Raw genomic sequence first — 24,935 nt, 5'->3', positions numbered from 1 at the left:
CTCCCAAGCCAAAAAGGTCGACAACGAGAGATTCAGACTTTTTCCGCTCTGTCACGCACAGTTTCACCCGATTGCCCTGGTCGGACGCCCCTCGCATCTTGCAATGCCTGGGTCCACACTGATCAAATCAGACGTCGGCGGGGCCGCCAGCACCACAGGGATGACCAGCGCCATGCTCAATACAATGCTGACAGGGACCGGGGCTCCGGGGTTGGAGGTCGAGACGGTGGTTGCCAACCGCGAGGTCATGGTTGGCCATACGCTGGACGGCCTTATTGAAATTGCAGGCGGCACCGGCACCTTGCAGATTCAGGCGGTGACGCTGGATCTGGTGGTCCGGGCGCTGATCCATGACGACAAGGGCGGTGAGCCGCATCACGGCCTGATCCTGCTGGCGGCGGCGACCGTCGCCACCGATATGACGCTGGAACCCGGCGGTGCCATCACGCTGCCGTTCAAGATGGAGATCCCCCGGCACGCCCCCTTGTCGCTGGGCGTCAGCACCGCCGGCCTGCGGACCCATGTGGCGGTGGAGGGGGCCGCGGATACCGGCGATGGCGACGCCGTGCGCCTGCTGCCCGACCGTTGGACCGCGGCGGTGCTGGATGCGATGGAGACGTTGGATTTCCGGCTGGCCCAGTCGGATGTCGAACATGTGCCGGGCGATCCCTGCCCGTTCTTCCAGCGGCTCCGCTTCCGCCCGATGTCGTTGAAGGATGTGCGGGTCGAGTGTGTGGATCTGAGTTTCACGCAGAAGGACGACGGTGTCGACGTTGCGGTGACGGTGGAAAACCGCGCTGGCCTGTTCAGCCGCGCCCACGAGGAAGAGGGCAGCCTGCAGGTGAACGACCAGGTGCTGGCCGAGGGGCCGGACAAGGTGCTGGATCTGCTGCGCGACGAGATCGCGCGCCTGAAGGGCTCGATGGTCGCCTGACGCCTTGATCGCCTGTGCGTTGATCGTCTGGTGTCTCAGCCCGCCGTCCATGCGGTGAGCAGTCCGGTCCACAGATGCTTGGCGCGCCGCTGATAGGCGGCGACGGCTGCCACCAGCCGGCGACGGTCGGCGGCGGGCAGCATCGCATCCGGCAGCAGCGGATCGCGAATCAGACTGCGGATGACCACCCGCCCCAGCGTGAGCGCCTGGGCGGCGGCCTGTTCGGCGGCAAGCTGCCCGGCATCGCTGGCATCCAGCGCGGCATCGCCGCTGGCGACCAGATCGAGCAGGGCATGATAGCCAGCGGCCAGACATGGCAGATCCCACAGATCCCGGGCACGGCGCTCGTCATCCGCCGACAACTGGTCCAGGCGGCAGACCAGTGCCGTCGGGGCCAGTCCCAATGCCATGAGATCGGACCGCACCGAACCGGTGCCGCCGGCCAGATTATCGGGCCGCAGATGCAGGCCCGGTGCGAAGCCCTGAAAACCCCGCAGCCGCAGGGCCCGTTCATGCCGGCGCAGCAAGGGCCGGTCGGTGCGGTCCAGCCCGCCATCGGCCACCGCGATCCAGGCGCCGGTCCAGGCGACCGCGCGGGCTTCCTTGGCCCCCCAGCCTTCCACTTCGCGCATCAGCAGCGACCCGCCGGGCGGCAGGGCATAAATCCCGCGCGCGGTGGTCACCACCCGGCCGTCGCGCTTCAGCCGGCTCAACGCCACCCGGATGGTCTGGTCGCTGAAGCCGAACAGGCCGCCGGCGCGCAGCAGCGGCCGCAGCGGCAGGCTGTGGGCATCATGGGTCGCCAGCAGGTCGAGCACCAGTTCATTGGCATTGGGCGGCGTCAACGTCAGGCCGGCCGCTGCCGCCGCCGCGGCTTGTGCGGCGGCCCATTCCGGCATCCGATCAGAGGCTTGTGGAGGGATGGCTTGAAATGTTTCACGTGTTGTCATTAAATGTCACAAATAGAAGCATTCAACAGGAGGGCATCGGATGACGGAGCAGGCAGAGGTTGAAAGCGGGCCGACGCGCCCGCCGGTGCGGGTCGAGATGGCCGACACCATCGCCACGATCATCCTAGATCGGCCGGAGCGGCGCAATGCGGTGGATGGGCCGACGGCGCTGGCGCTGCGCGATGCCTTTGCCGCGGCGATGGCCGATGATGCCGTGAGAGCGGTGGTGCTGTGGGGCGATGGCGGCTGCTTCTGTGCCGGCGCCGACCTGTCGGCGCTGGGCGACCCCGCGCGCCGCAACCAGATCGAGGCAGAAGGCACCGGACCGGGACCGATGGGGCCGACGCGGATGGTGCTGGACAAACCGGTGATCGCGGCCATCGCCGGCCATGCCGTGGCCGGTGGCCTGGAACTGGCGCTGATGTGCGATCTGCGCGTCGCGGAACAGGATGCCGTCTTCGGGGTGTTCTGCCGCCGTTGGGGCGTGCCGCTGATCGATGGCGGCACCGTGCGTCTGCCGCGGATCGTGGGCCATGGCCGGGCGATGGACATGATCCTGACCGGCCGGCCGGTCGCCGCCGACGAGGCATTGGCCATGGGGCTGGCCAACCGGGTGGTGGCGAAGGGCCATGCCCGCGCCGCCGCCGAGGCGCTGGCGCGTGAGATCGCGGCCTTCCCGCAGGCCTGCATGCGCGCCGATCGGCGCTCGGCCATCGCGCAATGGGATCTGCCGGTGGCGGAGGCATTGCGCGCGGAAGGCGCCGGGGGGTATCCGATTGTGTTTGCCGAGGCGATCGCCGGTGCCGACCGGTTCGTCGCCGGCGCCGGCCGCCATGGCCGGTTCGAAGATTGATCCCGGCATGCGCCGCCCATAGCGGCGCGGCGCTGTCCTTGTTCCGGCATCTTCCAGGGCCCGCATCTTCCAGGAAAAGATCCCATGTCTGCCGTCGCCATCGATACCACCACTGCCGGCGCGTCCGGCCCGCTCTATCGCGACCTCATCGATCGCGGCGCCCGTCAGCACCCCGACCGGGTCGCGATCGAGTTCGAGGGCGCCACCCTCAGCTTTGCCGATGTCGACCGGCAGAGCGCGCGGATGGCCAATGCCTTTCATGCCCTGGGCCACGGCCATGGTGCCCGTGTGGCGCTGCTGGTCGACAACGGCCTGCTCAGCGTGCCGCTGGATTTCGCCTGCGTGCGGGCCGGCATCAACCGCGTGCCGCTGAACAGCCGGCTATCGGCGCGCGAACACGCCCAGATGCTGCGCGACACCCGCGTCTCGGCCCTGGTCTATGGCCCCGATCTGGCGGCCCGGGCGGCGGAACTGGCCGCCGCCGTGCCCGGCCTTGCCCTGCTCAGCCTGGGAGCCGTCGAGGGCGGTGGCGCCGATCTGCTGGCGCAGGCGGCGAGCTTGGCCGACACCCCGCCCGCGATCGCGGTCAGCCCGGATGATGTCGTGCTGACGCTGTTCACCTCGGGCACCACCGGCACCCTGAAGGCCGCCCAGCACACCCAGAGCTCCTATGCCGCCATCTGCCGCAACGTTCTGTTGAACCTGCTGCCCGCCGGCCCCGACGACGCGATGCTGCACGCGGCATCGCTGATCCATGCCAGTGGCGTGTTCGTGCTGCCCTTCTGGCTGCGCGGCGGCCGCACGGTGGTCATGCGTGGCTTCGAACCCGATGCCTTTCTGGCCCATCTGTCCAGCGGCCGGATCAGCGCGATCAATCTGGTACCGACCATGCTGGCCATGCTGCTTGACCGATCGGGTGCGGCCTCGGTCGATCTGGGGCGGCTGCGCTACATCATCTATGGCGCCTCGCCGATGCCGCGGCCGGTGATCGAGCGGGCGATGGCAATGTGGGGGCAGGACCGGTTCTGGCAATATTACGGCCAGACCGAATGCCCGCTGACCATCGCCGTGCTCCGGCCCGAAGATCATGTGCCCGCGCTTCTGGGCGCCGCCGGCCGGCCGTCGCTGGATGTCGAGATCCGGATCATCGACGAGGCCGGCCATGACGTGCCGCCGGGCATGCCGGGGGAGATCGCGCTGCGCGGTCCGTCGCGCATGATCGGCTATCTGGATGCCCCGGCCCTGAACGCCGAAACCCTGATGGCCGATGGCTGGATGCGCACCCGCGATATCGGCCGGATCTGCGAACGCGGCGTCCTGCATCTGCTGGACCGGACCTCCGACATGATCGTCACCGGCGGCTACAACGTCTATCCGCGCGAGGTGGAAGACGTGCTGGCGGCGCATCCGGCGGTAGCCGAATGCGCGGTCATCGGCCTTGCCGATCCGCAATGGGTGGAGGCGGTGACCGCGGTTGTGGCGCTGCGCCCCGACCACGCTCATCTGGCGGCGGATCCGGAGGGGTTGGCCGAGGCTCTGCGCGCCTTCGCCGGCGAGCGGCTGGCGGGCTATAAGAAGCCCCGACGGGTGATCGTGGTCGATGCGGTGCCGAAAACCGCCGTGGGCAAGATCAACCGCAAATCCCTGCGCGACAGCCATCGCATGCCGGGTTGACGCATGCCGGGTTGAGGTGCCGCGCGGCTGAGCGCCGGACGGCGCTCAGCCGCGCATCGCCTGGGTCGCCTCGAAGCCCCGGGCCGCGTCCTGAAGTGCGGGCAGGCCCAAGGCCAGCAGCCGGTCGGTGGACATGCGGGCACTATGGGTGCTGACCGCCATGGCCGCGATCACCGTGCCGCTGCGATCATGCAGCGGCACGGCGAGGGCGCGAAGGCCCGGCTCCAGTTCCTGATCCGAGAGCGCATAGCCCTGGTCCCTGACCTCGGCCAGCCGGTCGCTGAGCGACTTCATGTCGGTGATGGTGGCGGGGGTGCGCGGTTCGAAGCCCAGGCTGCGCAACAGCACGTTGCGGCGTGGTGGCGCCAGATGTGCCAGCAGCACCTGGCCCATGGCGGTGCAATGGGCCGGCAGCCGCGCGCCGACCGCCAGGTTCACCGTCAGGACATGCGGCGGGCCGCCGGCGCGGGCGATGTGGATGACGTCGCTGCCATCCAGCACGGCGGCCGAGCAGCTTTCGTTCAAGGCGTCGCCGGCCCGCTGCAACCACGGCTGAAGGGTATCGGCGATGTCGAGCGACGACAGATAGGAAAAGCCCAGGTCGAGCACCAGGGGCGTCAGCCGGAAATGGCGGCCCTCGCTCTGTGCATAGCCGAGCGCTTCCAGGGTGAGCAGGAAGCGCCGGGCGGCGGCCCTGGTCAAGCCGGTCCGCTCCGCCACCTCGCTCAAGGTCTGGCGCGGCGCATCGGCGCTGAAGGCGCGCAGCACCGACAGGCCACGGGCAAAGGACGCGACGAAATCAGGCGAGGTCTGGTCGATCATCGGACGCTCCGCGGCGGCATGACCGCCGTTCGTGACGTGAACGGCGTTCATGCTAAGCGAACGAGGCGCGGGCGTCCATTGGCGGCGTGGCGGGCCACAATGGGCCGGCGTCGTGAGGGATCAGGCCGGCTCCACCACCGGCATGGTGCCGGCACGGGCCTCGATCGCGGCGCCGGCATCCAGCATGGTCGCTTCCTCGTAGCGGCCGCCGACGATCTGCACGCCCAGCGGCAGGCGGCCGGTGCCTTCAGGCGAGGGGGCGAAGCCGGTCGGCACCGACAGGCCCGGCAGGCCCAGGATGGCGGTGGCGTTCAGCGGCGCGAAGGCGTCGATCAGCGGTCGAAGCTCGGCCGCCGGGCGCTCGTCGGCACCAAGCGGCATGGCCGGCTCCAACGAGACCGGCATCAGGATCAGCGGATAGCGTTCGAAGAAGATCAGCCAGTCGCGCAGGATGGTGTTGCGGCGGGCAAGGCTGGCGATGAAACCGGCCATGTCCAGGGGGGTGGCATGCATCGCCATGGCGTCGAGCATGTTGAGCAGCGTGGCGTTGCCATATTTCTCGGCCGTTGCGCGGGTGCCGAAACGGTTCTCGGCGGCCAGAAGGTCCAGCCAGAGCTGATGGGTTGCGGCGAAATCGGGCGGCGAGGCCTCGTCGACGACATAGCCGGCCTCGTCCAGCCAGCCGGCGGCGGTGCGCAGGGTGTCGGCGATCAGCGGATGGGTGCCGTCGGGGATGAACAGGGCCACGCGGATCGGTGCCGCGTGGGCACGGGGGCGTTCCGGCACCGGCACCCACCACGGATCGCGCGGATCGCGCGCCGCCATGGCGGCAAGGCCCATGCGCAGGTCGCGGATGCTGCGTGCCAGCGGTCCCTGCACGGCGGCGAGGTTCGACACGATCATCCGCTCGACGCCGAGCGAGGGGTTGAAGGCGGGCACCCGGCCCAGCGTCGGGCGGATGCCGGCGACGCCGCACCAGTTGGCCGGCAGGCGGACCGATCCGCCCAGATCATTGCCATGGGCCAGCGGACCGATGCCGGTGGCAAGGGCCGCCCCGGCGCCGCCGCTGGACCCACCGGGACTGCGGCCGGCATCATGCGGGTTCAGCGTGGCGCCGAACAGCGGGTTGTCGGTGAACCAGCGCAGCGACATCGACGGCGCATTGGTGCGCCCGAAGGGAATGGCGCCCGCCGCCTTCCAGTTGCGCGACACCGGCGCATCCTCGGCGGCGATATTGCCGGCCAGCCCCGGCAGGCCGTTGCTGGTGGCAGAACCGGCGAGATCGATATTGATCTTGATCGTGACCGGCACGCCGTGCAGGGGCCCGAGCGGACCGCCGGCCGCGACGGCCTGGTCGGCCAGGTCTGCCGCGGCGAGGGCGGTATCGTCCAGCCGCTCGACCACGGCATTGACCCGGCCGTTCACCGCATCGAGCCGCTCAAGACAGGCGGCCACCGCCTCACGCGATGAAATCGCCCGACTGCGGATGCCGCGCGCGATGTCGGCGGCGTCCCAGCGCCACAGCGGCCCGGTCGGCAGCGGGGCGGGCGCCAGGGGATAGGGGGGCAGGGGATAGGGGGGCAGGGGGGATGATGTGGTCATGAGCGTCACTCCCGGATAGCAGTGGTACCGCCCGGTGCATCCGGGCCGTCGATATCGAAGGCACGCAGCATGGCGGCGACGGCGTGACCCTGGGGGTCTGCCGTAGCGTTCAGCGCCGCGATCACCCCGGCGCGATCGGCCGGGGTCTTGTCCTGGTTCATCTTGATCTTCGCCTCGACCCGGTGGATCGGGATGGACAGGGCGACGATCCGCTCCAGCCGTGGCAGGATCAGCGCATCGGGCATGGCATCGAAGGCCCAGGGGCCGCCAAGCGGCGTGTCATAAAGCGCGATGGTGCGGCGGAGCACGGCCAGGATGGCGTTTGTATCCTTGATCACCCGCGGCCGGCCGGTGGCATGGATCGCGGCATAATTCCAGGTCGGAAAGGTCATCCGGTCGGCATACCAGCTTGGCGAGATGAAGGCATGCGGGCCCTGGAAGATCGCCAGCGCCGGCGCCGCGCCGCTGACGAAATGCCGCCATTGATCGTTGTTTCGGGCCATATGGGTGACAAGGCGCGGCAGGCCATCATCGCCTGTGTCGACCAGCATCGGCAGATGAGTGGCGACAGGGGCGGCGGGTGGCGGCATGGCCGGGTCGGTCGAGACCAGGGTGGCGAAGCTCCAGGCCCGCATCAGCGCGGCGATGACGTCGGGCCGGGTTTCCTCATAGGCGGGGGGCGTGTACATCGGTGCCAGCCTTCCGTCAGGGCGCCAGCGTGGCGTTCAGCCAGCGCGCGGTGTCGTCCAGCGCCTCGCCGGCCACGCGCGCGATCGACACCGCTTCCAGAAAGCTGTGAACGGTGCCGGGATAGACTTTGGCATCGACCGTGACACCGGCCGCGATCAGCCGGTCGCGCATCTCGATATTCTCGTCATAGAGCGGGTCGCAATCGGTGATGACCATCCAGGCTGGCGGCAGGCCGGCGAGGTCGGCATCCAGAACCCTCAGCCTTGGGTCGAAGCGCTGATCGGGATCGGCCACGTAATGCATCAGGAACCACAGCATCATATGGGTGGTCAGCAGGAAGTTGCCGCCGCCGAACCGCACCACCGACGGCGTCACCAGTTCCATGGAAAAGCCGCCATAATTCAGCACCATGGCCGAGACCGGCGCCTCGCCGGCATCGCGGAAGGCCAGGCAGGCCGATACGGTGAGATTGCCGCCGGCGCTGTCGCCGCCAAGCGCGATCCGTGCCGGGTCGATGCCGAATTCGGCCGCGCGGGCGTGCAGCGCCCGGACCACATCGACCACCTCCTGCGGCGGCCGGGGGAAACGGACCTCGGGCGCCAGCGAATAGTCGACCCCGATCACCACCATCCGCGCGCGGCTGGCATATTCGCGCATCAGCCGGTCGTGGGTGTCGAGGCTGAACAGCACGAAACCGCCGCCATGAAGATAGATCAGCGCCGGCGCCGGCGCCGCCACCCCGGCCGGCCGATGGATGCGGATGCGGACATCGCCATGGCGGGTGGCGATGGCATGCTCGGTGGTGTCGGCCATCACCGGGCCGCCTTCGGTCCAGCGCCGGCGCACGGTCTCGGCGATCGCGCGGGCTTCGAGCGGGGTGACCTGTTCGCGCGGCGGATGGGCGGCGGCGTCGGCCATCATCTGGCGCACGAAGGTCGCGATCTCAGGGTCGAGGATGTCGAGCGGCGAGGCTGCGGTCATAGGATCGTCTGTCCTGAAACGGGGGCGGTGGTGCTGTGAGCGGCGAAGACCGACCGGCCGGGAATGGCCGCCAGCAACGTGCGGGTATAGTCGTGGGTGGGGTTGGCGAACAGCGCCGCCGTCGGTCCCTGTTCGACGATACGGCCATGGCGCATCACCAGGGTGCGGTCCGACACCTCGGCCGCGACCCTGAGGTCATGGGTGATGAAGATCATGGCCAGGTTCAGCTCGCGGCGAAGCTCGGCCAGCAGTGCCAGAATCTGGGCCTGAACCGAGACGTCGAGCGCCGAGACCGCCTCGTCGGCAACCAGGATCGCCGGATCGGGGGCCAGCGCCCGGGCGATGCAGATCCGCTGGCGCTGCCCCCCTGAGAATTCATGTGGATAGCGTCCGGCCGCCGAGGCATCGAGTCCGACCCGTTCCAGCAGCCGGCGGGCGATCGCCATCGCCTCGTCCCTGGAGGTGCCGAAGGCGATCGGCCCGCGGGCGATGGCCTCGCCCACCTTGTGGCGCGGATTGAGCGAGGCGAACGGGTCCTGGAACACCATCTGCACCCGGTGGCGATAGCTTTTCAGCGCGGCACCGCCCAGCCCGGCGATGTTGCGGCCATCGAACAGGATCTCGCCGGCATCGGGCCGGGTCAGCGCCATCACCATCCGGGCGAGGGTGGATTTGCCCGAGCCGCTTTCCCCCACCACCGCCAGGCTTTCGCCGGCGCGCAGATCCAGCGCGATGTCGTCGGCGGCGGCGACCGTGCGACGGCTGGCGAAACCGGTGCGGCTGGTGAAGGTCTTGCGCAAGCCCCTGATCCGGAGCAGCGTGTCGCCCGCCGCCGGATCGCCGGCATGGGCCGCATCGGTGGCACGCGGGCCGGCGCGCCCCGGCACCGCATCGATCAGGGTGCGGGTATAGGCATGGGACGGCCGGGCCAGCACCGCGGCGCCGGGGCCGGTTTCCACCACCTGTCCGTGGCGCATCACCACCACCCGGTCGGCGATGTCGGCGACCACGCCGAAATCATGGGTGATGAACAGAACCCCCATGCCGCGCGCCTGTTGCTGGGCCCGGATCAGATCCAGGATCTGGCGCTGGGTGGTGACGTCGAGCGCCGTGGTCGGCTCGTCGGCGACCAGCAGAGCGGGATCGTTGGCCAGCGCCATGGCGATCATCACCCGCTGGCGCTGGCCGCCCGACAGTTGGAACGGAAACCGCCGGATAAGGGTCGCAGGGTCCGGCAGGCCGACGCCCTCGAACAGCGCCTGCACCCGTGCCCGGCGTTCAGCCGGGGTGAAGCGGCCATGAATGGCCATGGCCTCGGCCACCTGATCCCCCGCTTTGGCCAGCGGGTTGAGCGCGCTCAACGGCTCCTGGAAGATCATCGCCACGTCGCGGCCCCGGATACGGCGCATGGCATCGTCGGTGAGCGGCGCGACATCGCGGCCGTCGAGCAGGATCTGCCCTGATGTCAGCCGCACCCGTGGCGGCAGCAGGCCCAGCACCGCATGGGCTGTCATCGATTTTCCCGATCCGCTTTCGCCGACCAGACAGACGATTTCATTACGCCCGACGCTCAGTGACACGTCGTCGACGGCGCGGGCCCGGTCGCCGCCGCTGGGCAGGGTGATGGTGAGGTCGCGGATGTCGAGCAGGCTGGTGGCCGGTGTGGCGGCCCGCGCGGCCATCGGAGCGGTCGTGGTCATGTCGGTCATGGCGATCACCGCCCCCGCCGCGCGATGCGCGGGTTCAGTGCGTCGTTCAGCGCCTCGCCCACCAGATTGACCGCGACCACCGTCAACAGGATGGCGATGCCGGGAAAGACGCTGGTCCACCAGGCCTGACGGATGACGGTCCGCGCCGAGCCGACCATGAAGCCCCAGGACATGTGGTTCGGATCGCCCAGCCCCAGGAAGGACAGCGCGCTTTCGATCAGGATCGCGGTGGCGACGGTCAGCGAGGTGGCGACCACGATCGGCGACAGCGCGTTGGGCATGATGTGGCGGATGATGATCGCCAGCGCGCTTTCGCCCTGGCAGCGGGCGGCATGAACGAAATCGCGGGTGGCGATGCTCATGAATTCGGCGCGGGTCAGCCGGGCCAGCGGCGGCCAGCTCACGATCGCGATGGCGAAGATCACCGTCGCCATGCTGGGCGAGAGGATCGAGACCAGCAGGATGGCCAGCACGAAACCCGGAATGGTCTGGAACAGTTCGGTGATCCGCATCAGCACGTCATCGACCAGTCCGCCGAAATAGCCGGCGGCGGCGCCGATGATCACCCCGATACCGGCCGCCGACAGCGCCGAGGCGATGCCGATGATCAGCGAGACGCGTGCGCCCCAGGCGATGCCGGCCGCGACATCGCGGCCCAGCGTGTCGGAGCCGAAGGGCAGGCCCTCCGACAAGGGCGGCTCGAACGGCGCGCCGATCATCTCCCACGGGCTTTCCGGAAACAGAACCGGCGCGCCCAGGGCCATGGCGATGACCGCCACCAGCAGGATGGCGCCGACGATCCCGCTCGGGTGACGAAAGAAGGTGGAGGCAAGCTCCCGCATGGGTTCTCGTATCCTTGATCTGACGATGGCCGAGGGTCAGGCGGTGAGGGGGGCAGGCGGTGAGGGGGCAGGTGGTGGGGGCTCAGCCGGCGCGGGCGAGGCGCGGGTCGATGATCCGGGTGATCAGGTCGGTCAGCAGGTTGATCGCGATCACCAGCACCGACATCACCAGAAACACGCCCAGCAGCACCGGATAGTCGCGCTGCATCACCGCCTCGAAGGTCAGCCGGCCGAGGCCCGGCCAGGCGAAGACGGTTTCCACCACCACCGATCCGCCGATCAGCGCGCCGGCCTGAACGCCGGCGAAGGTCACCACCGGCAGCAGGGCATTGCGCAGCATGTGGCGGCGGATCACCTGGCCGCGGGCAAGGCCCTTGGCGCGGGCGGTCTTGACGTAGTCCTGATGCTCCACCTCGATGATCGAGGCCCGCATCAGGCGGGCATAGATCGCCAGATAGATGGCGGCGAGTGTCGCCACCGGCAGGACCATGTGGGTCGCTACATCCAGCACCAGATCAATGCCGGTGATGGTGGGGCCGATGGTGCTGAAACCGAAGGCGGGCAGCCAGTCCAGCCGCACCGAGAAGATCAGCACCAGCATCAATCCCAGCCAGAACACCGGCATGGCATAGAACAGCAGGGCGGCGATCGAGATGACGGTGTCGGTCCACTTGCCGGCGCGCACGCCGGCGAGCGTGCCGAGCAGGCTGCCGATGCCCAGCGCCAGCAGGAAGGCGGTCACGGTCAGCAGCAGGGTTGCCGGCAGGCGTTCCCCGATCAGGACCGATACCGGCTGGCGCTGGCGATAGGAATAGCCCAGATCGAAGCTCGCCACTTTCGCCAGATAATCTGTCAGCTGCACATGCAGCGGCTGGTCGAGCCCGTATTCGGCGCGCACCTGTGCCAGCAGCTTTTCGTCCGACGCGCCCGACTGGCCGGCGATGACGGCGGCCGGATCGCCGGGGGCCGCATGGACCAGCATGAAGTTGAAGGTCGCGATGATCAGGATCATCACCGCGATCTTGATCATCCGTGCGGCGATGCCGCGAAGGCTGTTGAGCATGGATCAGATCTCCCGAAGGCGTGCCAGGGGTGCCGCGACGGTTCCGTGTCATCCACCAACCCGGAGACCCGATCCGGGATTGGCGTTGGCAAGGGTGGCCGTTGCGGCGGCGGGGGAGGATCAGCCTTCGTAATAGGCGGCGTCGAAATCGTCGTTGACACCGATGGCGGAGACGACCAGATCGTGGAAGCGCTTGTCGTACATGGTGGGGAAGTCGAGTTCGACCAGCCAGCCAACCGGCACATCCTCGACCAGCAGGCGCTGCACCTCGCTGTAGAGCTCCTGGCGCTTCGCCGGATCGACGGCCAGCGCCGCCTCGGCGAACAGCCGGTCGACCTCAGGGTTGCTGTAGCCGGCGGTGTTCGAGAACAGCACGCCCTTGCGGATATTGCTCGACACATAGGTGCGCGACACGCCCAGCGCCGGATCGCCGAACTGATACAGCCAGGGGGCCGTGATCTCGAAATCCCAGTTGCCCGAGCGGGTTGCCCAGCCGGCGATGTCGATCGCCTCGATCACGATCTCGATGCCCACCTTCGACAGCGCCTGACGGATGTATTCGGCGAACCGCATCCAGACCTCGCCATAAGGCGGTACCAGATAGGTCAGCGACACCCGCTTGCCGTCGCCATCCGGCTTCAGCCCCATCTGGTCGAGCAGCGCCGTCGCCTTGGCGGGGTTGAAGTCATAGGTCTTGACCTTGGGGTCGTAGAATTTCGTCGCCTTCGAGACCGGACCGGTGGCGGGCCGCGCCAGCCCGAACAGCACCTTGCGGACCAGAACGTCCTTGTCGATGGCATGCATCACCGCCTGACGGAAGCGCTTGTCGTCCATGGGCTTGATGCGGTTGTTGAATTCCAGCCACAGCAGCGGCGCATAGAACTCATAGCCCTTGGTGGTGAACTCGACATGCGGCAACTGCTTCAGGCGCGGCACATCGAACATCTCGACATCGCCCCACTGGGTCAGATCGACGGTGCCGTTCTCAAGCGCCACCGAGCGCGAGGCGGCATCGGGGATCACCCGGTACAGGATCTCGTCCAGATAGGGCTGGCCGGGTTTGTAATAGGCATCGTTGCGCACCAGCCGGATATAGGAGCCGCGCACCCATTCCTTGAACTTGTAGGGCCCGGTGCCGATCGGGGTGGCGTTATGCGGGTTGTTGCGGTAATCGGTGCCCTCGTACAGATGCCGGGGCATGATCGGGCAGGACGACATCTCGAAGCATTGCAGGAAGGGGCCGAACGGCTCCTTCAGCTTGAACACCACGGTGTGGTCGTCGGTGGCGGTGACGCTGTCGCAGCGGGCGAAATTGCCGCGGGCGCGGGGATGGGTTTCGGCCAGAAGCACCGTGGTGGTGAACACGACATCGGCGGCGGTGAAGGGCGCGCCGTCATGCCAGGTCACGTTGTCATAGAGGTGGAAGGTATAGGTCAGGCCGTCTTCTGAAATCTCCCAGCTCTTCGCCAGCCCCGGTTTGGGCGTCTGGTCGAAATCGAATTTCAGCAGGCTCTGATAGATCTTGCCGGCAACGGTCAGGGTCGGGGCCTGCTGATTGATCGCCGCCACCAGAACCGGCGGCTCGGGCTGAATGATCACGTCAAGCGTGCCGCCCCGGGTCTGACCGGCGGCGCGCCGGATGCCCAGCGGAATGCCGGCGGTGCCGACGACACCGGCCATCAGCATCAACTTGTTGAAGTCACGACGGTTCATGATAAGCCGCACCCCTGGTTTCTGGTCTGTCTGATCTGGTCTTCAACGTCTGCGCGCCGGTTTTCCGGCGTCGCGGTGGCCTCCCTGGCCCTTGGTCTTCGGCAAACAGTGTAGGACCGGGACGGCGTGGCCCGCGTCGCGGCATGGGCCAAGTTTCGTCGCGTCCGGGCCATTTCGGCGGGCGGCGGCTCAATAGCCGCGCATGCGCAGCACGGGGTTCAGCGGCGGACGTCCGCAGGCGGTGCGCCAGGCATTCTCGATGATCTGGCCGATCACCGCCTCGTCCCGGGCGATGGCAGCCATATGCGGGGTCACCAGCACGCGGGGGTGCGTCCACAGCGGATCGGTGCGGTCGAGCGGCTCATGGGCGAAGACGTCCAGCACGGCGCCGCGCAGATGGCCTGCATCCAGCGCCTGGATCAGATCGGCCGGAACCAGATGGTCGCCGCGCCCGACATTGATCAGCGCGGCCCCTTGCGGCAGTTTCGCGAAGGTCTCCGCGCCCAGGATGCCGCGGGTCCGGGCGGTCAGCGGCAGCAGGTTGACCAGAATATCAGTGCGCGCCAGCAGCGTGTCGAGGCCCGCTTCGCCGTCATGGGCCTGAATGCCGGGCAGGCGCCTGGGTGTGCGCGACCAGCCGGCGACGTCGAAGCCGTGGCCTGCCAGCGCCAGCGCGACCCGGCCGCCGATCTCGCCCAGCCCCAAAACGCCGACGCGGCAGGTGGCGGGGCTGTGCTGCGGCGGTCGCTGCCAGATCTGCGCCGGATGATCGCGCAGCACGACCTGATCGAACCCGCGATAGAACCACAACACCGCCCAGTGGACGAATTCGGTCATGGCGGCGGGCAGGCTGTCATCGACGATGCGGGCCACCGGCAGTGACGGATCGAGCCCGGGATCGTTCAGCACGCCATCGACGCCGGCCGCGATCGACTGCACCAGTTTCAGCTTGGGCATGGTGGCGAGCAGGCCGGCGGGCGGGCGCCAGCACACCGCGATTTCGGCCTCGGCGCCGTCATCTTCGGGCCAGACGGTGATATCGAGCCGGGGATCGGCGGCGAGCAGCGGCTGTTTCATGAAGCCGAGATCGAGGACGCCGCCGATCAGGATCAGTTTCGGCATGGGGGCTCCCGCATGTGATGCCAGATGAGCGCGGGACCGATGGCACGCGCAGGCCGGTTGCATCCGGCGCATGCCCGAAGGATACTGAACCGGCATCCGACCTCCGCCGGGTCTCGGGCCATTTATCGTCGAGGATGGGCCATATGCTCGGACATACTGGACACCCGGCGCGCGAGGTCACCGCGCCGGTGCCATCGCCGCCGCCGCATGACGTCGACGTGTTCGGCCATTGGGCGGCGCGTTCGCTGGCCGAAAAACTGCAGCGGATCGACCGGCCGGTGGTCGCCATGGCGGCGGAGTTCGCCGAGGGCAATATCGGCACCCATCACGATCATCCGCGCGGCCAGATCGAATATGCCCTGACCGGGGTGATGACCGCGATCACCGATGACGGCACCTGGGTGGTGCCGCCACGCACGGCGCTGTGGATTCCCGCCCGCACCATGCATCAGGTGCGCAACTGGGGCCCGCTGTCACTGCGCACCCTGTATCTGGATATGGCCGTGTGCGCGGCCCTGCCGACCGGCTGCCGGGTGTTCCGGGTGTCGGACCTGCTGCATGCGCTGATCGTGGAGATGGTCGCGGTTCCGCATGAATACCCGCTGGATGGCCGCGAGGCGCGGATCGCCGATCTGCTGATCGGCGAGCTTGGCCGCATGCCCGATGTCGACCTGCATGCGCCGATGCCTCAGGACCGGCGCCTGGCCCGGATCTGCCGCGAGGTGCTGAAGGATCCGGCGGCCGAGCATGACCTGGATCACTGGGCCGGGATCGGCGGCATGGCCAGACGCACCTTGACCCGCCAGTTCCGGCGCGAAACCGGGCTGACCTTCAATGAATGGCGCCAGCAGGTGCGGCTGCTTGAGGCCCTGCCACGGCTGGCCGCCGGCGAGACGGTGACCAATGTGGCGCTGGATCTGGGTTATGAAAGCCCCAGCGCCTTCACCGCCATGTTCCGGCGCACGCTGGGGGCGACGCCACGCGACTACCTGCGCACCACCACCGATGGCGGCGCGCAGGCGCGCGGCACCTGAAAAGCCAATGCCACGCGCGCCTGTCGATGATCATCGCGGGCGGCGTGGCATTGGCCTCCGGCTCTGGCGGGTGCGGCCCGGATCAGACCATGTTCCCGGGTCAGGCCCTGTTCCCGGATCAGGCCCTGTTCCCGGATCAGGCCTTGTTCAAGGCCGCCGAGGCGTTGGTGATTTCGAAGGTGCCCTGTGCGCTGCCGCTGTCGGGGACGATTTCCGACGCGCGGTCGCTGATCGCATCGATGCGGGCGGCGACCTGATCGGCGGCGTCGGCGGCATCGCCGATATAGACGCCCTCGGTCAGGGTCACATAAGCGCGTTCGAAGCTGCCGGCGCCGGCATTCAGGATCATCCGGGTCGGCGCGTCTTCCGACACCAGATAGAGCAGGCCGGGCGACACGGTTTCAGGGCGCAGCATCGCCAGGACGTCGGCGGTCATCAGGCCTTCGGTCATCCGGGTGGCGGCGGTGGGCGCCAGGCAGTTGACCCGGATGTCGTTCTTGGCGCCTTCAAGCGACAGGGTCTGCATCAGCCCGACCAGCGCCATCTTGGCGGCGCCGTAATTCGACTGGCCGAAATTGCCATAGAGGCCCGATGACGAGGTGGTCATGGCGATGCGGCCGTAATTCTGGCCGCGCATGATCTCCCACACCGCCTTGGTGCAGATCACCGCACCCATCAGGTGCACATCCACCACCAGACGGAAATCGTCCAGGCTCATCTTGGCGAACGACTTGTCGCGCAGGATGCCGGCGTTGTTGACCAGGATATCGACCCGGCCCCAGCGCGTCATGGTATCGGCAACCATCGCCTCGACGGCGGCGGCATCGGTGACCGAGGCGCCGCTGGCCATCGCCTCGCCGCCGGCGGCCACGATCTCGTCGACCACCCCGGCCGCCGCATCCGACGACCGGCCGTCGGCACCAAGATCGTTCACCACCACCTTCGCGCCACGTTCGGCCAATGCCAGCGCATGGCACCGGCCAAGCCCGCCACCGGCACCGGTAACGATGGCGACACGGCCGTCGAACCTCATGCTCATGAATTCCACCTTCCTGTCGGGTGTCTTTTACCGTCGCCCGTCCAGGGGCGGGCGCGCGCGATCATAGCCGCTGCGCGCCGCAGTGCAAAATATACGGTGTTTGAAAGATATAACGGCCGATCGGCTCAAGATCGGATCATGCCATAGGCACCGCTGCCGCCCGAATCCGCCGTGACCTCTCGCGCTGCCGCAAAGATCGCCTGGCGGTCATCGCCACTGAGGTCACCATCGGAGGTGGTGGTCAGCACGCAGGCGATTTCGTGCTGGGCATCGAAGACCGGCGCCGCCTGACCGGTGATGCCCGACAGAAGATGGCCGCTGCGCTCGCAGCCGAAACTCTGGCGGATCTGGGCCAGATCCCGTGCCGGGGGCGCCTTGCCGCGAAAGGCCGCCGGTTGCAGCCGGCGGGCGACCTCGATGTATTGCTGCGGCAGGAAGGCCTGAAACACCAGCCCGCAGGCGGTGTTGTCGATCGGCAGCACATCGCCCAGGCCGATCGCGCTGATCGAGAAATAGGCGCTGCGATACCAGCGCACGATCGTCGGTCCCCGATCGGTCCAGATCGCGACACCGCCGCTGGCCGCGATCCGCATGGCCAGCGCCTTCATGTGCCGGGCGGCCACTTCCACCGGATCGATCCGCCGCAGCGCGCCGATACCGACATCCAGCGCCGCCGGGCCCAGATCATACTGGCCGCTGGCCGGATCCTGGGCCGCCAGCGCCTCTTTCACCAGGCTCTGCATATAGCGGTGGGCGGTGGAATTGCCGGTGCCGGCGCGGCGGGCCAGTTTCCCCAGCGCCATCGGGCCTTCGGCATCGGCCAGGATCTTCAGGAACCGGGCCGCGATCGACACCGATTGAATGATGCCCGACCGCCGCTGTTCATCCTTGCCGGTCATGTCCCCATCTTCGGTCATGCGTCCATCGGTCATCGCAGCACCGATGGCAGCCAGAAGGATATGGACGGGACAGCGATAAGCAGAACCATGACCACCATTTCCGTGAGCAGAAACCATAAAGAGCCGCGAATGACCCGGCCGAGCGAAATATCGCGCGGCATTAGACCATGGACCGCAAACAGGTTCAATCCGAGCGGCGGCGTGATCAATCCGATCTCGATATACTTCACCGCGATGACGCCGAACCACACCATGTCCAGGCCGCGTTCCTGCACCGCCGGCAGAAAGATCGGCAGCGCCAGCAGCATGACGCCCATCGGGTCGAGCACGGTGCCGAGCGCCAGCAGCACGATCGAGACGATGACGATAAAGGCAAGGTCGCTGTCGGCGAAGGCGGCGAGCCCGCCCGCGACATAGTCGGGAAAGCCGGTCAGGGCCAGATAGGTGGTCAATGTGCTGGTGCCGACCGCGATGATCAGGATCGCCGCCGTGGTCTGCGCGGTCTGGGCGATTGCCGCACGAAAGTTCGCAAAACGCAGCGACCGGCGCAGCAGGGCGATGATCACCGCCGCCAGCGGGCCAAGTCCACCGGCCTCGGTGGGGGTTGCGAACCCGCCATACAGGCCGAGCATGATGGTGCCGGCCAGCAGCAGAACCGGCCATGTTGCCAGGATCAGCCGCCAAGTGCCCGGCTGATCCCAGGTGCCCGGCCGATCGTCGGCGGCAGCGATGTGCCGGCCGTCGGCGATCGCGGGCTGAAGGCGGGCGCGCAGGATGATCATCGCCGCATAGGCGATCGCGGTCAGCAGCCCGGGCAGCACGCCGGCCGCAAACATCACCAGCACCGATTGTTCGGTGAGAATGGCGAACATGATGAACGGGATCGAGGGCGGGATGACCGCGGCGATCGTGCCGGCACAGCCGCAGACGCCGGCGATCAGGCCGGGATCATAGCCGCGCCAGCATCTGGGGCACGGCCAGCCGGCCGACACCCACGGTCGCGGCCAGGCTGGAACCGGATGCCGTGCCAAAGGCCGCACAGGTGAAGCTGGTCGCCACCGCCAGCCCGCCGGGCACGCGCCGGGTGAGGATCTGGATGGTCGCGAACAGAACGTCCGCCAACCCGGCGCGGGCGACAATATTGCCCATCAGCAGGAACATCGGCACGGCCGACAGCTCCCAACTGGCCGCGAATTCCAGCGGCGCGCGCGACAGCAGCGCGAAGCCGGGTCCGACCCCGATCATGGCCACGGTGCCGGCCAGCCCGGCCGTGAACAGCGCGAAGGCGATCGGAATTCGCAGCACGACGAGAGCCAGAAACAGGATGATGACCAGAATGGCCTGATGTTCGGCCATCATGGCACGGGCTCCGTCCGATCATCGCCAAGGACGGCCAGAAGCTGGCAGAACGCCACCAGCGACAGGGCGCCGAAGCCGGCCACCACCGCCCAGCGGCCGGGCCAGACCGGCAGCGAAAACGTGGTCAGCACGATCCGTTCGCCGCGGATCGTGGCCATCCAGGCGACATCGAAGGACAGCCAGGTGAAGATGGCTGCAATGGCCATGGTGACCAGGGCCGCGAAGCCACGCTGCCACCGGGCTGGCCGGCCACGCAGGCGATCGGCCAGGAAGGTGACCTCGATCTGGCCACCGGATGCCTGCAGGCCAGCCAGCGGCAGAAACACCACCATCACCATATAGATGCGTGCCACTGCTTCGGGCATACCCTCGGGCGGTGCGCCGGTGGCCAGCCGGATCACGATGTCGAGCCCCATATGGACGAACATCAGCAGCACGGCGATGGCGCCCAGCGCATCGGTCAGTCCGCGCATTGCAGATCCGCGTCCCGGAACACCGTCTCGGCCAGAAGCCGGGTCATCTCAGCGGGGTCGGCCTTGATCCGTGGCAGATAGTCGTGATGCCATTTGTGATAGATGCCGGCCACACGTTCGGCGAAACCCTGCGGATCCGGCATGCCGCGTTCTGCGGCACGGGCCGCAAGGGCCGCGACTTCACGCTGCTGATAATCGGGCCAGAGTGCCTGCATCGCCGGGCGAAATGGCGACCACGGCCTCAAGTTTCGGCCGCACGCTGCTGTCGGCATCGACATAGGCCTTCTGCACATAGGGCTGCACCGCGCTCGCGGCATAGCCCAGTATGGCTGTGCGATCGGCATCCGAGATCCGGCACCAGGCATCGAGGCTGACCGATACCGGCACCGCGCCGCCGGGAATGCGCTGCGGCATGTCGATGACGCCCTTGATCACATCGAGCAGGCCATAGCTCTGCGCCCAGCTCAACGGCACCAGCGCGCAATCGGTCTTGGCCGTCTGCAGCGAGATCAGCAGATCGGTGATCGCGGTGCTGACCGGGATCATGCCGAGCGTCGTGGCCCAGCGCGCCTCAGGGCCGGCGATGACGCTGACCCGGCGGCCTTGGAGATCGCCCAGACCAGCGACCGGCCGGGTGCATTGCAGCGCCATCGGGGCGGTCGCGTTCAGGAACAGCGGGATCTGACCTTCCTTGCGCATATCCGCCAGGCATTGCGGGCAGGCGACATAGAACGCCTCGTTCAGCGCGCCGGTGGTGGCAGGCGGGTCGCTGCCGAAGCCCGTCGCCTCGGCCATCAATGACGCGAACGGCAGATCGGACGGATAGAAATTCAGAACGACGAACCCGGCATCGGCCACACCGTCGCGCACCGATGGCAGCACCGTCGGCATCTTGACCACCGTGCCGCCGAACAGGCCGCGAAACCGGACCCGGCCATCGGTGACGGCCTCGATCCCCTTCAGGAAGGGCACCACGCCCTCACGGTTGAACAGGGCCTGTTCGGGCACCGGTGATCCATAGGTGAGGGTCGCGGCATCTGCATCTTCAGGCAAGCCGGATAGAGCGAGGCAGATAGCGGCCGCCAGTGCGCCGCTCAGCCGTTTCAGGTGACGCCTTGTCGGGTGCTGCATGGTTCGATCCCCTCGCCCTTGATTGCTTGCGTGTCCTGTATGGCAGAATGTATTCTGAATGGTGGAATACGTGATACCCTCTGTCAAGGAGCACATGCCGTGCGTAACGAATTGATCGGCCTCGATCATCTGATGATCTCCACCGCGGATCTGGCCCCGGTCAGGCACTGCTATCAACGGTTGGGCTTCACCGTCACACCCTATCGGACCAACGAACCGATGGGCGGCGGCCGCACTGGCGGGCGCGGGGGCAATCATCTGGTGCTGTTTCAGCCGACGGATGATCGCATGACGAATTTCCTGGAACTCGCCTATGCCGACCCGGCCCATGCCACGCCCTATATGCGTGAATTGCTGGGCCGGCCGCCGGCGCTGGCGATGATCGTGCATGCCGCGACCGATCTGGAACGGCTCGATGCCGGCTGGCAGCAGGCCGGATTTCCGCCCTGCACCTTCTATGAACTCGACACGGTGTTCCGCGACCCGGAAGACGGCACCGAGGACCGGATCCATTATTTGCGGCCGGCCTGGATCGCACGTGAAAACACCGCCCGCCATTGGGCGGCCGCCATGATCGCGGTGTCCGACATGGGCACGATCCGCAGGCAGTTCGAGGGCATCTATGGCATCACGCTGGATGATGATGCGCCGGTGGCCATTGCGATGGGCGACCAGCGCCTGAGCGCGGTCGAGGCGGGATGGTTCGCCGATCGCCATGGCGATGCCGCACGCCGCGCCGACGGGACGATGGCGGAACTTGCGATCGAGATCCGCGTCGCCTCGCTCGACACGGCCCGCGCGGTGCTCACCCGCAACGGCGTGGCGTTTGATGAGCGTGACGATCAGATCGTGGTGCCGGCCCGCGAGGCGGGCGGCATCGTGCTCTGCTTCGCCGGAGCCGTGGCATGACCGCGCTCTATTACACCCGCCTCAACCGGCTGGCAGAACCGGACACGATCGCGATCCTGGTCGCCAGCCTGTCGTTTCAGCCGATCCTGGATGATGCGGAGCAGGGCCGCCTCGATCTGGTAACACAGGCTTTCGTAACGGCGACCCAGCGCATCGAGGCGGCCGGAGCCGGTGTGGTCGGGCTGTGCGCGGCCACGGCCCATCTGGCCTATGATGCGGTCGCGGCGGCGGTGTCGATACCCTGCTGCCACATCGCATCGCCCTTCCGCCAGCCGCAGACCTTTCTGTCGGCCGGCGCGGTTGTGGGGGTGCTGGGCACGCTGACGACGCTTGATCAGGGCATTTTCGGCGCGCCTCCCGCCGCGGCCGGGCATGTGGTCCTGTTCCCCGCCGGCACGGTCGCCACGGCGCTGGACCGGGCGATCAAGCACGACATCTCGGCCGGCCATGCCGGTGATGCGGCCTTGGCGGTCGTCCAGGCGGCCATCGATGATCTGGCCGCCAGGGGCGCCACCCATATCGTTCTGGGCTGCACGGAACTGCCCCTGATCCGCGACCGCCTGACGGTGGACGTGCCGCTGATCGACGCGGTGAATCTGCACTGCCGGGCCCTGCTCACGGCCGCCGGCGCCGCCTCTGGGCGCACGCCGTGATCAGCGCTCGACCCGGTTCCATTCGATGGCGCGCCGGCGCCAGTGTTTGCCGATCGCCTGGGTGAAATCGGCCCGCACCAGCTTGGCCCTGGCGATCAGATGCGTGTCATCCTGCCGGCGGATGACGATGCCCTCGGGCGGGCCGGCGCGATAGCGGCTGCGGGCGCCGTGCAGCAGATCGACCAGGGACGGTATGCCGTCGATATGGCCGGTGAACAGCGCGGGCACGCTGGTGAGGCCGATCTGCCGCGCCAGGGCGTCGCGCGCCATGGTGCTGCGGAAGCGACCGGTCGCGCGTTCATAGACGTCGAAGGCCAGGAACCAGTCGGGCAGGTGGTCGTAGTCGAGCGAATGGCGCGCGGCCAGCCATTCACCGAACAGGATCAACTGATCCGTCGCCAGCGCATCGAACAGCCGGTCTTCATGCAGCGCCAGCCAATCGGCCAGCCGTTCGAACTGGCCGGTGAACGGGCTGTTCAGATACTGGCCACGGTTCTGGGCACGGATCAGCCCGGTATCCGGGTCGACCGACAGGCCCAGATTGGCGCCATCGACCTTTTCCTCGACCACCACCGGGCCGTCCAGAAGCCGGGCGACCTCTTCGGCCGACAGCAGCTTGTCGTCGCGCGGCAGGCCCGTGCCCAGCCAGGCGATATGGGCGGTCTGCGGAAAGCGGAAAAATGCGGTCATCGGCCGAACTTGTTCTGGTGGAAGCGCCGGGCCTCGGCCTCGCAGATGAAGCGGACCACAACCCCGTGATGCGCCAGATCCGGCGCCCAGTCGAGCCATTTCGAATCCGCCGCCTGCAGGATCGGCGGGTGATCGGGATGCGCCACCGCCATCGCCACGAATTTGCGGTCGGGCGGGTCGAACCGGGCCAGGGCCGGATCGTCGGGAAATTCGGCCCAGCCACGTGTCGCATCCGGGGTGATCGTCACCTGTTCGACCCGGTCGGGATTGCCGGCCTGACGCAGCAGCCATTTCAGGAACACGTCGCCCGCGCCCTTGCCGCGGTTCGGGCGCAGTTTGTGGCTGTATTCCTCGATCACCGACCAGCCGTCATCCACCACCACCCGGCCGTTCGCCATCACTGCCTGCAAGGCGACGGCACAGGCCGCCACACACTCGGCGCCGACATCGGCATGGGCGTTGTTGGCGATCAGCATCACATTGGTGTCGATGATCCGGGGGCGGCGGCGCGCGGTCATGCGCCACCGCCTTCCGGGGGCTGGGTGCGGCGGCGCGCGGTCGCCATCGCCCGGGCAGTCAGTTCGGCCATCTCGTCGCCGAACACGCCGTCGGGCCAGTTCAGGATCTCGCCGGTCTCGTCGATATGAAGCTGCTCGATCGTGGCCGGCACCGTGCCGGGGCACCAGTGGACAGCCAGTTGATCCGCCGCCAGCATGCCTTCGGCAATCCGCCGCTGAATGCGATTGAGCAGCGCTTCGGAATGGGTTTCCAGAATGATCTGCACCGCCCGTGGCCGGCCATTCTCCCAGGCCGAGACGGCATCGACCATCAGGTCGCCCAGGGCGGTCTGGGCCGCCGCGTGCAGATGCAGTTCCGGCTGTTCCATCCACAAGGTGGTGCCCGCCGGCACGTGGAAGGCCGCGACCGCCGCCGGCAGGATCTGCGAGACCCCGAAACCGGCATCGGCCAGCGACACCGCCGGGCCGCCGGCGCGGCCGGTCACCCGCACCACCAGGCCGTCGCCGCCGGCACCATGGTCGGTCGCGAGCGTCAGATCGTCGATCAACCCCAGCCGGGACAGGCGTTCGGCGATGAAGCGGACGAAGCCCTGCGGCGCGGCATCGGCGCGAGCCGCCAGCCGCCGACCGGCGGCATCGGCCGCGGCCATGGCGGCGATCGCAAGCTGGCCGCGGCTGCCGACATCGCGGGGCGGGTGCCGCGGTATGGGATAGCGCCGGCGTGGCCGGGCGCGCAGCGGCCCCAGATGCGAGAACCGGCCTATGGCGTCGCGCGCGGATGCCACGAGGCCCGGCAGCCGTGTGGCGGGCGTGGCGGTGCCGCCGCTCTGTCCGTCCACGGCAAACAGTCGGCTGCGGCCCTGATCATCCAGGCCCAGTGTCAGCGACAGGCGTTGCGTCGCGTCCTGCGCCGCGTCCCGCCAGCCCAGATCGATGCCGATCCGCCGCAGTGGATCGTGGTCTCTGACGACGTCGAGAAATTGTGCCGCCGGCACGGCATCCGCTACGGCGTCCGGTCTGGTGATATCGGTTGCCAGCACGCTCCGCAGGGCCTGAAGCGCATGCGCGATGCTGCTCTTGCCGGCACCATTGGCGCCATAGAGCAGGGTCAGCGGCGCCAGCGCGATGTCGCCGCTATCCTCCCAGGCCTTCAGATTGCGCAGACGGATCGAGGTGAGCATCGGGGGCGCGGGCTCCGGACCGGTTCAATCTGGCCGGAGCCTATCAACCTTGCCCGCACGCCGCCAGCGCCGCGACGCCACGGAATACTGCCCG

The 24,935-nt window shown here is 68.1% G+C and carries 26 protein-coding genes; 6 read left to right on the top strand and 20 right to left on the bottom strand.

The genetic code is table 11. The features are described from left to right. The first annotated feature begins 172 nt into the window (after positions 1 to 172). Positions 173 to 934 (top strand): sporulation protein, encoded by a 762-nt coding sequence (locus IEW15_RS08705; protein ID WP_188576869.1) that lies wholly within the window; start codon positions 173 to 175, stop codon positions 932 to 934. Positions 935 to 969: 35 nt separating this feature from the next. Here IEW15_RS08705 and IEW15_RS08700 read toward each other — a convergent pair whose 3' ends face one another. Then, positions 970 to 1,833: a PaaX family transcriptional regulator C-terminal domain-containing protein gene (locus tag IEW15_RS08700; protein WP_229707942.1), complete on the bottom strand. Its 864-nt coding sequence runs from the start codon at positions 1,831 to 1,833 to the stop codon at positions 970 to 972. 91 nt (positions 1,834 to 1,924) lie between these two features. Between IEW15_RS08700 and IEW15_RS08695 the strand changes: the two genes are divergently transcribed. Both IEW15_RS08695 and IEW15_RS08690 read left to right on the top strand, forming a co-directional pair. Continuing rightward, complete coding sequence (locus tag IEW15_RS08695; protein WP_188576867.1) at positions 1,925 to 2,737, top strand: crotonase/enoyl-CoA hydratase family protein; 813 nt, start codon at positions 1,925 to 1,927, stop codon at positions 2,735 to 2,737. Positions 2,738 to 2,821: 84 nt separating this feature from the next. Continuing rightward, positions 2,822 to 4,411, top strand: coding sequence for a class I adenylate-forming enzyme family protein (locus IEW15_RS08690; RefSeq protein ID WP_188576865.1), 1,590 nt, complete (start codon positions 2,822 to 2,824; stop codon positions 4,409 to 4,411). A gap of 45 nt (positions 4,412 to 4,456) precedes the next feature. Here IEW15_RS08690 and IEW15_RS08685 read toward each other — a convergent pair whose 3' ends face one another. The 9 genes from IEW15_RS08685 to IEW15_RS08645 form a co-directional block, all read right to left on the bottom strand. Next, positions 4,457 to 5,233, bottom strand: a complete 777-nt coding sequence (locus IEW15_RS08685) for an IclR family transcriptional regulator domain-containing protein (RefSeq protein WP_188576864.1) — start codon at positions 5,231 to 5,233, stop codon at positions 4,457 to 4,459. Positions 5,234 to 5,353: 120 nt separating this feature from the next. Next, a complete protein-coding gene (locus IEW15_RS08680) occupies positions 5,354 to 6,835 on the bottom strand; it encodes an amidase (RefSeq protein WP_188576861.1) in 1,482 nt (493 codons plus the stop codon). 5 nt (positions 6,836 to 6,840) lie between these two features. Further along, entirely contained in the window at positions 6,841 to 7,524 is a 684-nt protein-coding gene (locus IEW15_RS08675) for an FMN-binding negative transcriptional regulator (protein WP_188576860.1), read from the bottom strand. Between the two features lie 16 nt (positions 7,525 to 7,540). Continuing rightward, entirely contained in the window at positions 7,541 to 8,506 is a 966-nt protein-coding gene (locus IEW15_RS08670) for an alpha/beta hydrolase fold domain-containing protein (RefSeq protein ID WP_188576858.1), read from the bottom strand. After that, positions 8,503 to 10,215: an ABC transporter ATP-binding protein gene (locus tag IEW15_RS08665; RefSeq protein ID WP_229707941.1), complete on the bottom strand. Its 1,713-nt coding sequence runs from the start codon at positions 10,213 to 10,215 to the stop codon at positions 8,503 to 8,505. The genes IEW15_RS08670 and IEW15_RS08665 overlap by 4 nt, the downstream gene beginning before the upstream one ends. 5 nt (positions 10,216 to 10,220) lie before the next feature. Next, positions 10,221 to 11,057 (bottom strand): ABC transporter permease, encoded by an 837-nt coding sequence (locus IEW15_RS08660; RefSeq protein ID WP_188576856.1) that lies wholly within the window; start codon positions 11,055 to 11,057, stop codon positions 10,221 to 10,223. An 82-nt stretch (positions 11,058 to 11,139) separates the two neighbouring features. Beyond that, positions 11,140 to 12,120 (bottom strand): ABC transporter permease, encoded by a 981-nt coding sequence (locus IEW15_RS08655; protein ID WP_188576854.1) that lies wholly within the window; start codon positions 12,118 to 12,120, stop codon positions 11,140 to 11,142. 120 nt (positions 12,121 to 12,240) lie between these two features. After that, the gene (locus IEW15_RS08650; protein WP_188576852.1) at positions 12,241 to 13,833 is read right to left on the bottom strand and encodes an ABC transporter substrate-binding protein; all 1,593 of its coding nucleotides are present in this window, start codon (positions 13,831 to 13,833) and stop codon (positions 12,241 to 12,243) included. 189 nt (positions 13,834 to 14,022) lie between these two features. After that, on the bottom strand, positions 14,023 to 14,955 hold the full coding sequence (locus IEW15_RS08645) for a 2-hydroxyacid dehydrogenase (RefSeq protein ID WP_188576850.1): 933 nt from the start codon (positions 14,953 to 14,955) through the stop codon (positions 14,023 to 14,025). Positions 14,956 to 15,098: 143 nt separating this feature from the next. On the opposite strand from IEW15_RS08645, the gene IEW15_RS08640 reads away from it, so the two are divergent. Beyond that, on the top strand, positions 15,099 to 15,989 hold the full coding sequence (locus IEW15_RS08640) for an AraC family transcriptional regulator (protein WP_188576848.1): 891 nt from the start codon (positions 15,099 to 15,101) through the stop codon (positions 15,987 to 15,989). 136 nt (positions 15,990 to 16,125) lie between these two features. Here the strand turns inward: IEW15_RS08640 and IEW15_RS08635 are convergent, their stop codons facing one another. From IEW15_RS08635 to IEW15_RS08610, 7 genes are all read right to left on the bottom strand, one after another. After that, positions 16,126 to 17,028 carry an SDR family NAD(P)-dependent oxidoreductase gene (locus IEW15_RS08635; protein ID WP_188576846.1) on the bottom strand — a complete coding sequence of 301 codons (903 nt, stop codon included), beginning with the start codon at positions 17,026 to 17,028 and terminating at the stop codon, positions 16,126 to 16,128. A 125-nt stretch (positions 17,029 to 17,153) separates the two neighbouring features. Next, on the bottom strand, positions 17,154 to 17,927 hold the full coding sequence (locus IEW15_RS08630; protein ID WP_229707940.1) for an IclR family transcriptional regulator: 774 nt from the start codon (positions 17,925 to 17,927) through the stop codon (positions 17,154 to 17,156). Positions 17,928 to 17,956: 29 nt separating this feature from the next. Then, the gene (locus tag IEW15_RS08625) at positions 17,957 to 18,919 is read right to left on the bottom strand and encodes a TRAP transporter large permease (RefSeq protein ID WP_268237148.1); all 963 of its coding nucleotides are present in this window, start codon (positions 18,917 to 18,919) and stop codon (positions 17,957 to 17,959) included. Further along, positions 18,876 to 19,286 (bottom strand): TRAP transporter large permease subunit, encoded by a 411-nt coding sequence (locus IEW15_RS26320; protein ID WP_268237147.1) that lies wholly within the window; start codon positions 19,284 to 19,286, stop codon positions 18,876 to 18,878. Before IEW15_RS26320 ends, IEW15_RS08625 begins: the two co-directional genes overlap by 44 nt. Further along, positions 19,283 to 19,759, bottom strand: a complete 477-nt coding sequence (locus tag IEW15_RS08620; protein WP_188576841.1) for a TRAP transporter small permease — start codon at positions 19,757 to 19,759, stop codon at positions 19,283 to 19,285. The genes IEW15_RS26320 and IEW15_RS08620 overlap by 4 nt, the downstream gene beginning before the upstream one ends. After that, positions 19,747 to 19,902 (bottom strand): hypothetical protein, encoded by a 156-nt coding sequence (locus tag IEW15_RS08615; RefSeq protein WP_188576840.1) that lies wholly within the window; start codon positions 19,900 to 19,902, stop codon positions 19,747 to 19,749. Before IEW15_RS08615 ends, IEW15_RS08620 begins: the two co-directional genes overlap by 13 nt. 37 nt (positions 19,903 to 19,939) lie before the next feature. Beyond that, complete coding sequence (locus tag IEW15_RS08610; RefSeq protein WP_188576838.1) at positions 19,940 to 20,890, bottom strand: type 2 periplasmic-binding domain-containing protein; 951 nt, start codon at positions 20,888 to 20,890, stop codon at positions 19,940 to 19,942. Positions 20,891 to 20,989: 99 nt separating this feature from the next. On the opposite strand from IEW15_RS08610, the gene IEW15_RS08605 reads away from it, so the two are divergent. Together IEW15_RS08605 and IEW15_RS08600 are read left to right on the top strand one after the other, a co-directional pair. Beyond that, positions 20,990 to 21,799, top strand: coding sequence for a VOC family protein (locus tag IEW15_RS08605; protein WP_188576836.1), 810 nt, complete (start codon positions 20,990 to 20,992; stop codon positions 21,797 to 21,799). Next, positions 21,796 to 22,452: an aspartate/glutamate racemase family protein gene (locus IEW15_RS08600; protein ID WP_188576834.1), complete on the top strand. Its 657-nt coding sequence runs from the start codon at positions 21,796 to 21,798 to the stop codon at positions 22,450 to 22,452. The genes IEW15_RS08605 and IEW15_RS08600 overlap by 4 nt, the downstream gene beginning before the upstream one ends. Here the strand turns inward: IEW15_RS08600 and IEW15_RS08595 are convergent, their stop codons facing one another. Genes IEW15_RS08595 through IEW15_RS08585 form a run of 3 tightly spaced genes read right to left on the bottom strand, consistent with a single transcriptional unit; the run spans position 22,453 to position 24,841 of the window. Next, complete coding sequence (locus IEW15_RS08595; RefSeq protein WP_188576833.1) at positions 22,453 to 23,142, bottom strand: RNA ligase family protein; 690 nt, start codon at positions 23,140 to 23,142, stop codon at positions 22,453 to 22,455. It abuts the gene before it with no gap. Further along, the gene (locus IEW15_RS08590; RefSeq protein ID WP_188576831.1) at positions 23,139 to 23,660 is read right to left on the bottom strand and encodes a hypothetical protein; all 522 of its coding nucleotides are present in this window, start codon (positions 23,658 to 23,660) and stop codon (positions 23,139 to 23,141) included. Before IEW15_RS08590 ends, IEW15_RS08595 begins: the two co-directional genes overlap by 4 nt. Beyond that, positions 23,657 to 24,841 (bottom strand): AAA family ATPase, encoded by a 1,185-nt coding sequence (locus IEW15_RS08585; protein WP_188576828.1) that lies wholly within the window; start codon positions 24,839 to 24,841, stop codon positions 23,657 to 23,659. Before IEW15_RS08585 ends, IEW15_RS08590 begins: the two co-directional genes overlap by 4 nt. Positions 24,842 to 24,935 lie beyond the last annotated feature (94 nt).

Origin of the sequence: Tistrella bauzanensis, assembly GCF_014636235.1 — a bacterium.
GTDB lineage: Bacteria > Pseudomonadota > Alphaproteobacteria > Tistrellales > Tistrellaceae > Tistrella > Tistrella bauzanensis.
The sequence above is the reverse complement of the archived record's forward strand: the minus strand, read 5'-3'. Positions and strand labels throughout refer to the sequence as shown.

What these genes read in the sequence shown, in the direction of transcription:
- IEW15_RS08705 (WP_188576869.1), top strand. Translation starts at nt 173, where the DNA reads ATGCTCAATACAATGCTGACAGGGACCGGGGCTCCGGGGTTGGAGGTC.
- IEW15_RS08700 (WP_229707942.1), bottom strand. Translation starts at nt 1,833, where the DNA reads ATGCCGGAATGGGCCGCCGCACAAGCCGCGGCGGCGGCAGCGGCCGGC.
- IEW15_RS08695 (WP_188576867.1), top strand. Translation starts at nt 1,925, where the DNA reads ATGACGGAGCAGGCAGAGGTTGAAAGCGGGCCGACGCGCCCGCCGGTG.
- IEW15_RS08690 (WP_188576865.1), top strand. Translation starts at nt 2,822, where the DNA reads ATGTCTGCCGTCGCCATCGATACCACCACTGCCGGCGCGTCCGGCCCG.
- IEW15_RS08685 (WP_188576864.1), bottom strand. Translation starts at nt 5,233, where the DNA reads ATGATCGACCAGACCTCGCCTGATTTCGTCGCGTCCTTTGCCCGTGGC.
- IEW15_RS08680 (WP_188576861.1), bottom strand. Translation starts at nt 6,835, where the DNA reads ATGACCACATCATCCCCCCTGCCCCCCTATCCCCTGCCCCCCTATCCC.
- IEW15_RS08675 (WP_188576860.1), bottom strand. Translation starts at nt 7,524, where the DNA reads ATGTACACGCCCCCCGCCTATGAGGAAACCCGGCCCGACGTCATCGCC.
- IEW15_RS08670 (WP_188576858.1), bottom strand. Translation starts at nt 8,506, where the DNA reads ATGACCGCAGCCTCGCCGCTCGACATCCTCGACCCTGAGATCGCGACC.
- IEW15_RS08665 (WP_229707941.1), bottom strand. Translation starts at nt 10,215, where the DNA reads ATGACCGACATGACCACGACCGCTCCGATGGCCGCGCGGGCCGCCACA.
- IEW15_RS08660 (WP_188576856.1), bottom strand. Translation starts at nt 11,057, where the DNA reads ATGCGGGAGCTTGCCTCCACCTTCTTTCGTCACCCGAGCGGGATCGTC.
- IEW15_RS08655 (WP_188576854.1), bottom strand. Translation starts at nt 12,120, where the DNA reads ATGCTCAACAGCCTTCGCGGCATCGCCGCACGGATGATCAAGATCGCG.
- IEW15_RS08650 (WP_188576852.1), bottom strand. Translation starts at nt 13,833, where the DNA reads ATGAACCGTCGTGACTTCAACAAGTTGATGCTGATGGCCGGTGTCGTC.
- IEW15_RS08645 (WP_188576850.1), bottom strand. Translation starts at nt 14,955, where the DNA reads ATGCCGAAACTGATCCTGATCGGCGGCGTCCTCGATCTCGGCTTCATG.
- IEW15_RS08640 (WP_188576848.1), top strand. Translation starts at nt 15,099, where the DNA reads ATGCTCGGACATACTGGACACCCGGCGCGCGAGGTCACCGCGCCGGTG.
- IEW15_RS08635 (WP_188576846.1), bottom strand. Translation starts at nt 17,028, where the DNA reads ATGAGCATGAGGTTCGACGGCCGTGTCGCCATCGTTACCGGTGCCGGT.
- IEW15_RS08630 (WP_229707940.1), bottom strand. Translation starts at nt 17,927, where the DNA reads ATGACCGGCAAGGATGAACAGCGGCGGTCGGGCATCATTCAATCGGTG.
- IEW15_RS26320 (WP_268237147.1), bottom strand. Translation starts at nt 19,286, where the DNA reads ATGATGGCCGAACATCAGGCCATTCTGGTCATCATCCTGTTTCTGGCT.
- IEW15_RS08620 (WP_188576841.1), bottom strand. Translation starts at nt 19,759, where the DNA reads ATGCGCGGACTGACCGATGCGCTGGGCGCCATCGCCGTGCTGCTGATG.
- IEW15_RS08615 (WP_188576840.1), bottom strand. Translation starts at nt 19,902, where the DNA reads ATGCCGGATCCGCAGGGTTTCGCCGAACGTGTGGCCGGCATCTATCAC.
- IEW15_RS08610 (WP_188576838.1), bottom strand. Translation starts at nt 20,890, where the DNA reads ATGCAGCACCCGACAAGGCGTCACCTGAAACGGCTGAGCGGCGCACTG.
- IEW15_RS08600 (WP_188576834.1), top strand. Translation starts at nt 21,796, where the DNA reads ATGACCGCGCTCTATTACACCCGCCTCAACCGGCTGGCAGAACCGGAC.
- IEW15_RS08595 (WP_188576833.1), bottom strand. Translation starts at nt 23,142, where the DNA reads ATGACCGCATTTTTCCGCTTTCCGCAGACCGCCCATATCGCCTGGCTG.
- IEW15_RS08590 (WP_188576831.1), bottom strand. Translation starts at nt 23,660, where the DNA reads ATGACCGCGCGCCGCCGCCCCCGGATCATCGACACCAATGTGATGCTG.
- IEW15_RS08585 (WP_188576828.1), bottom strand. Translation starts at nt 24,841, where the DNA reads ATGCTCACCTCGATCCGTCTGCGCAATCTGAAGGCCTGGGAGGATAGC.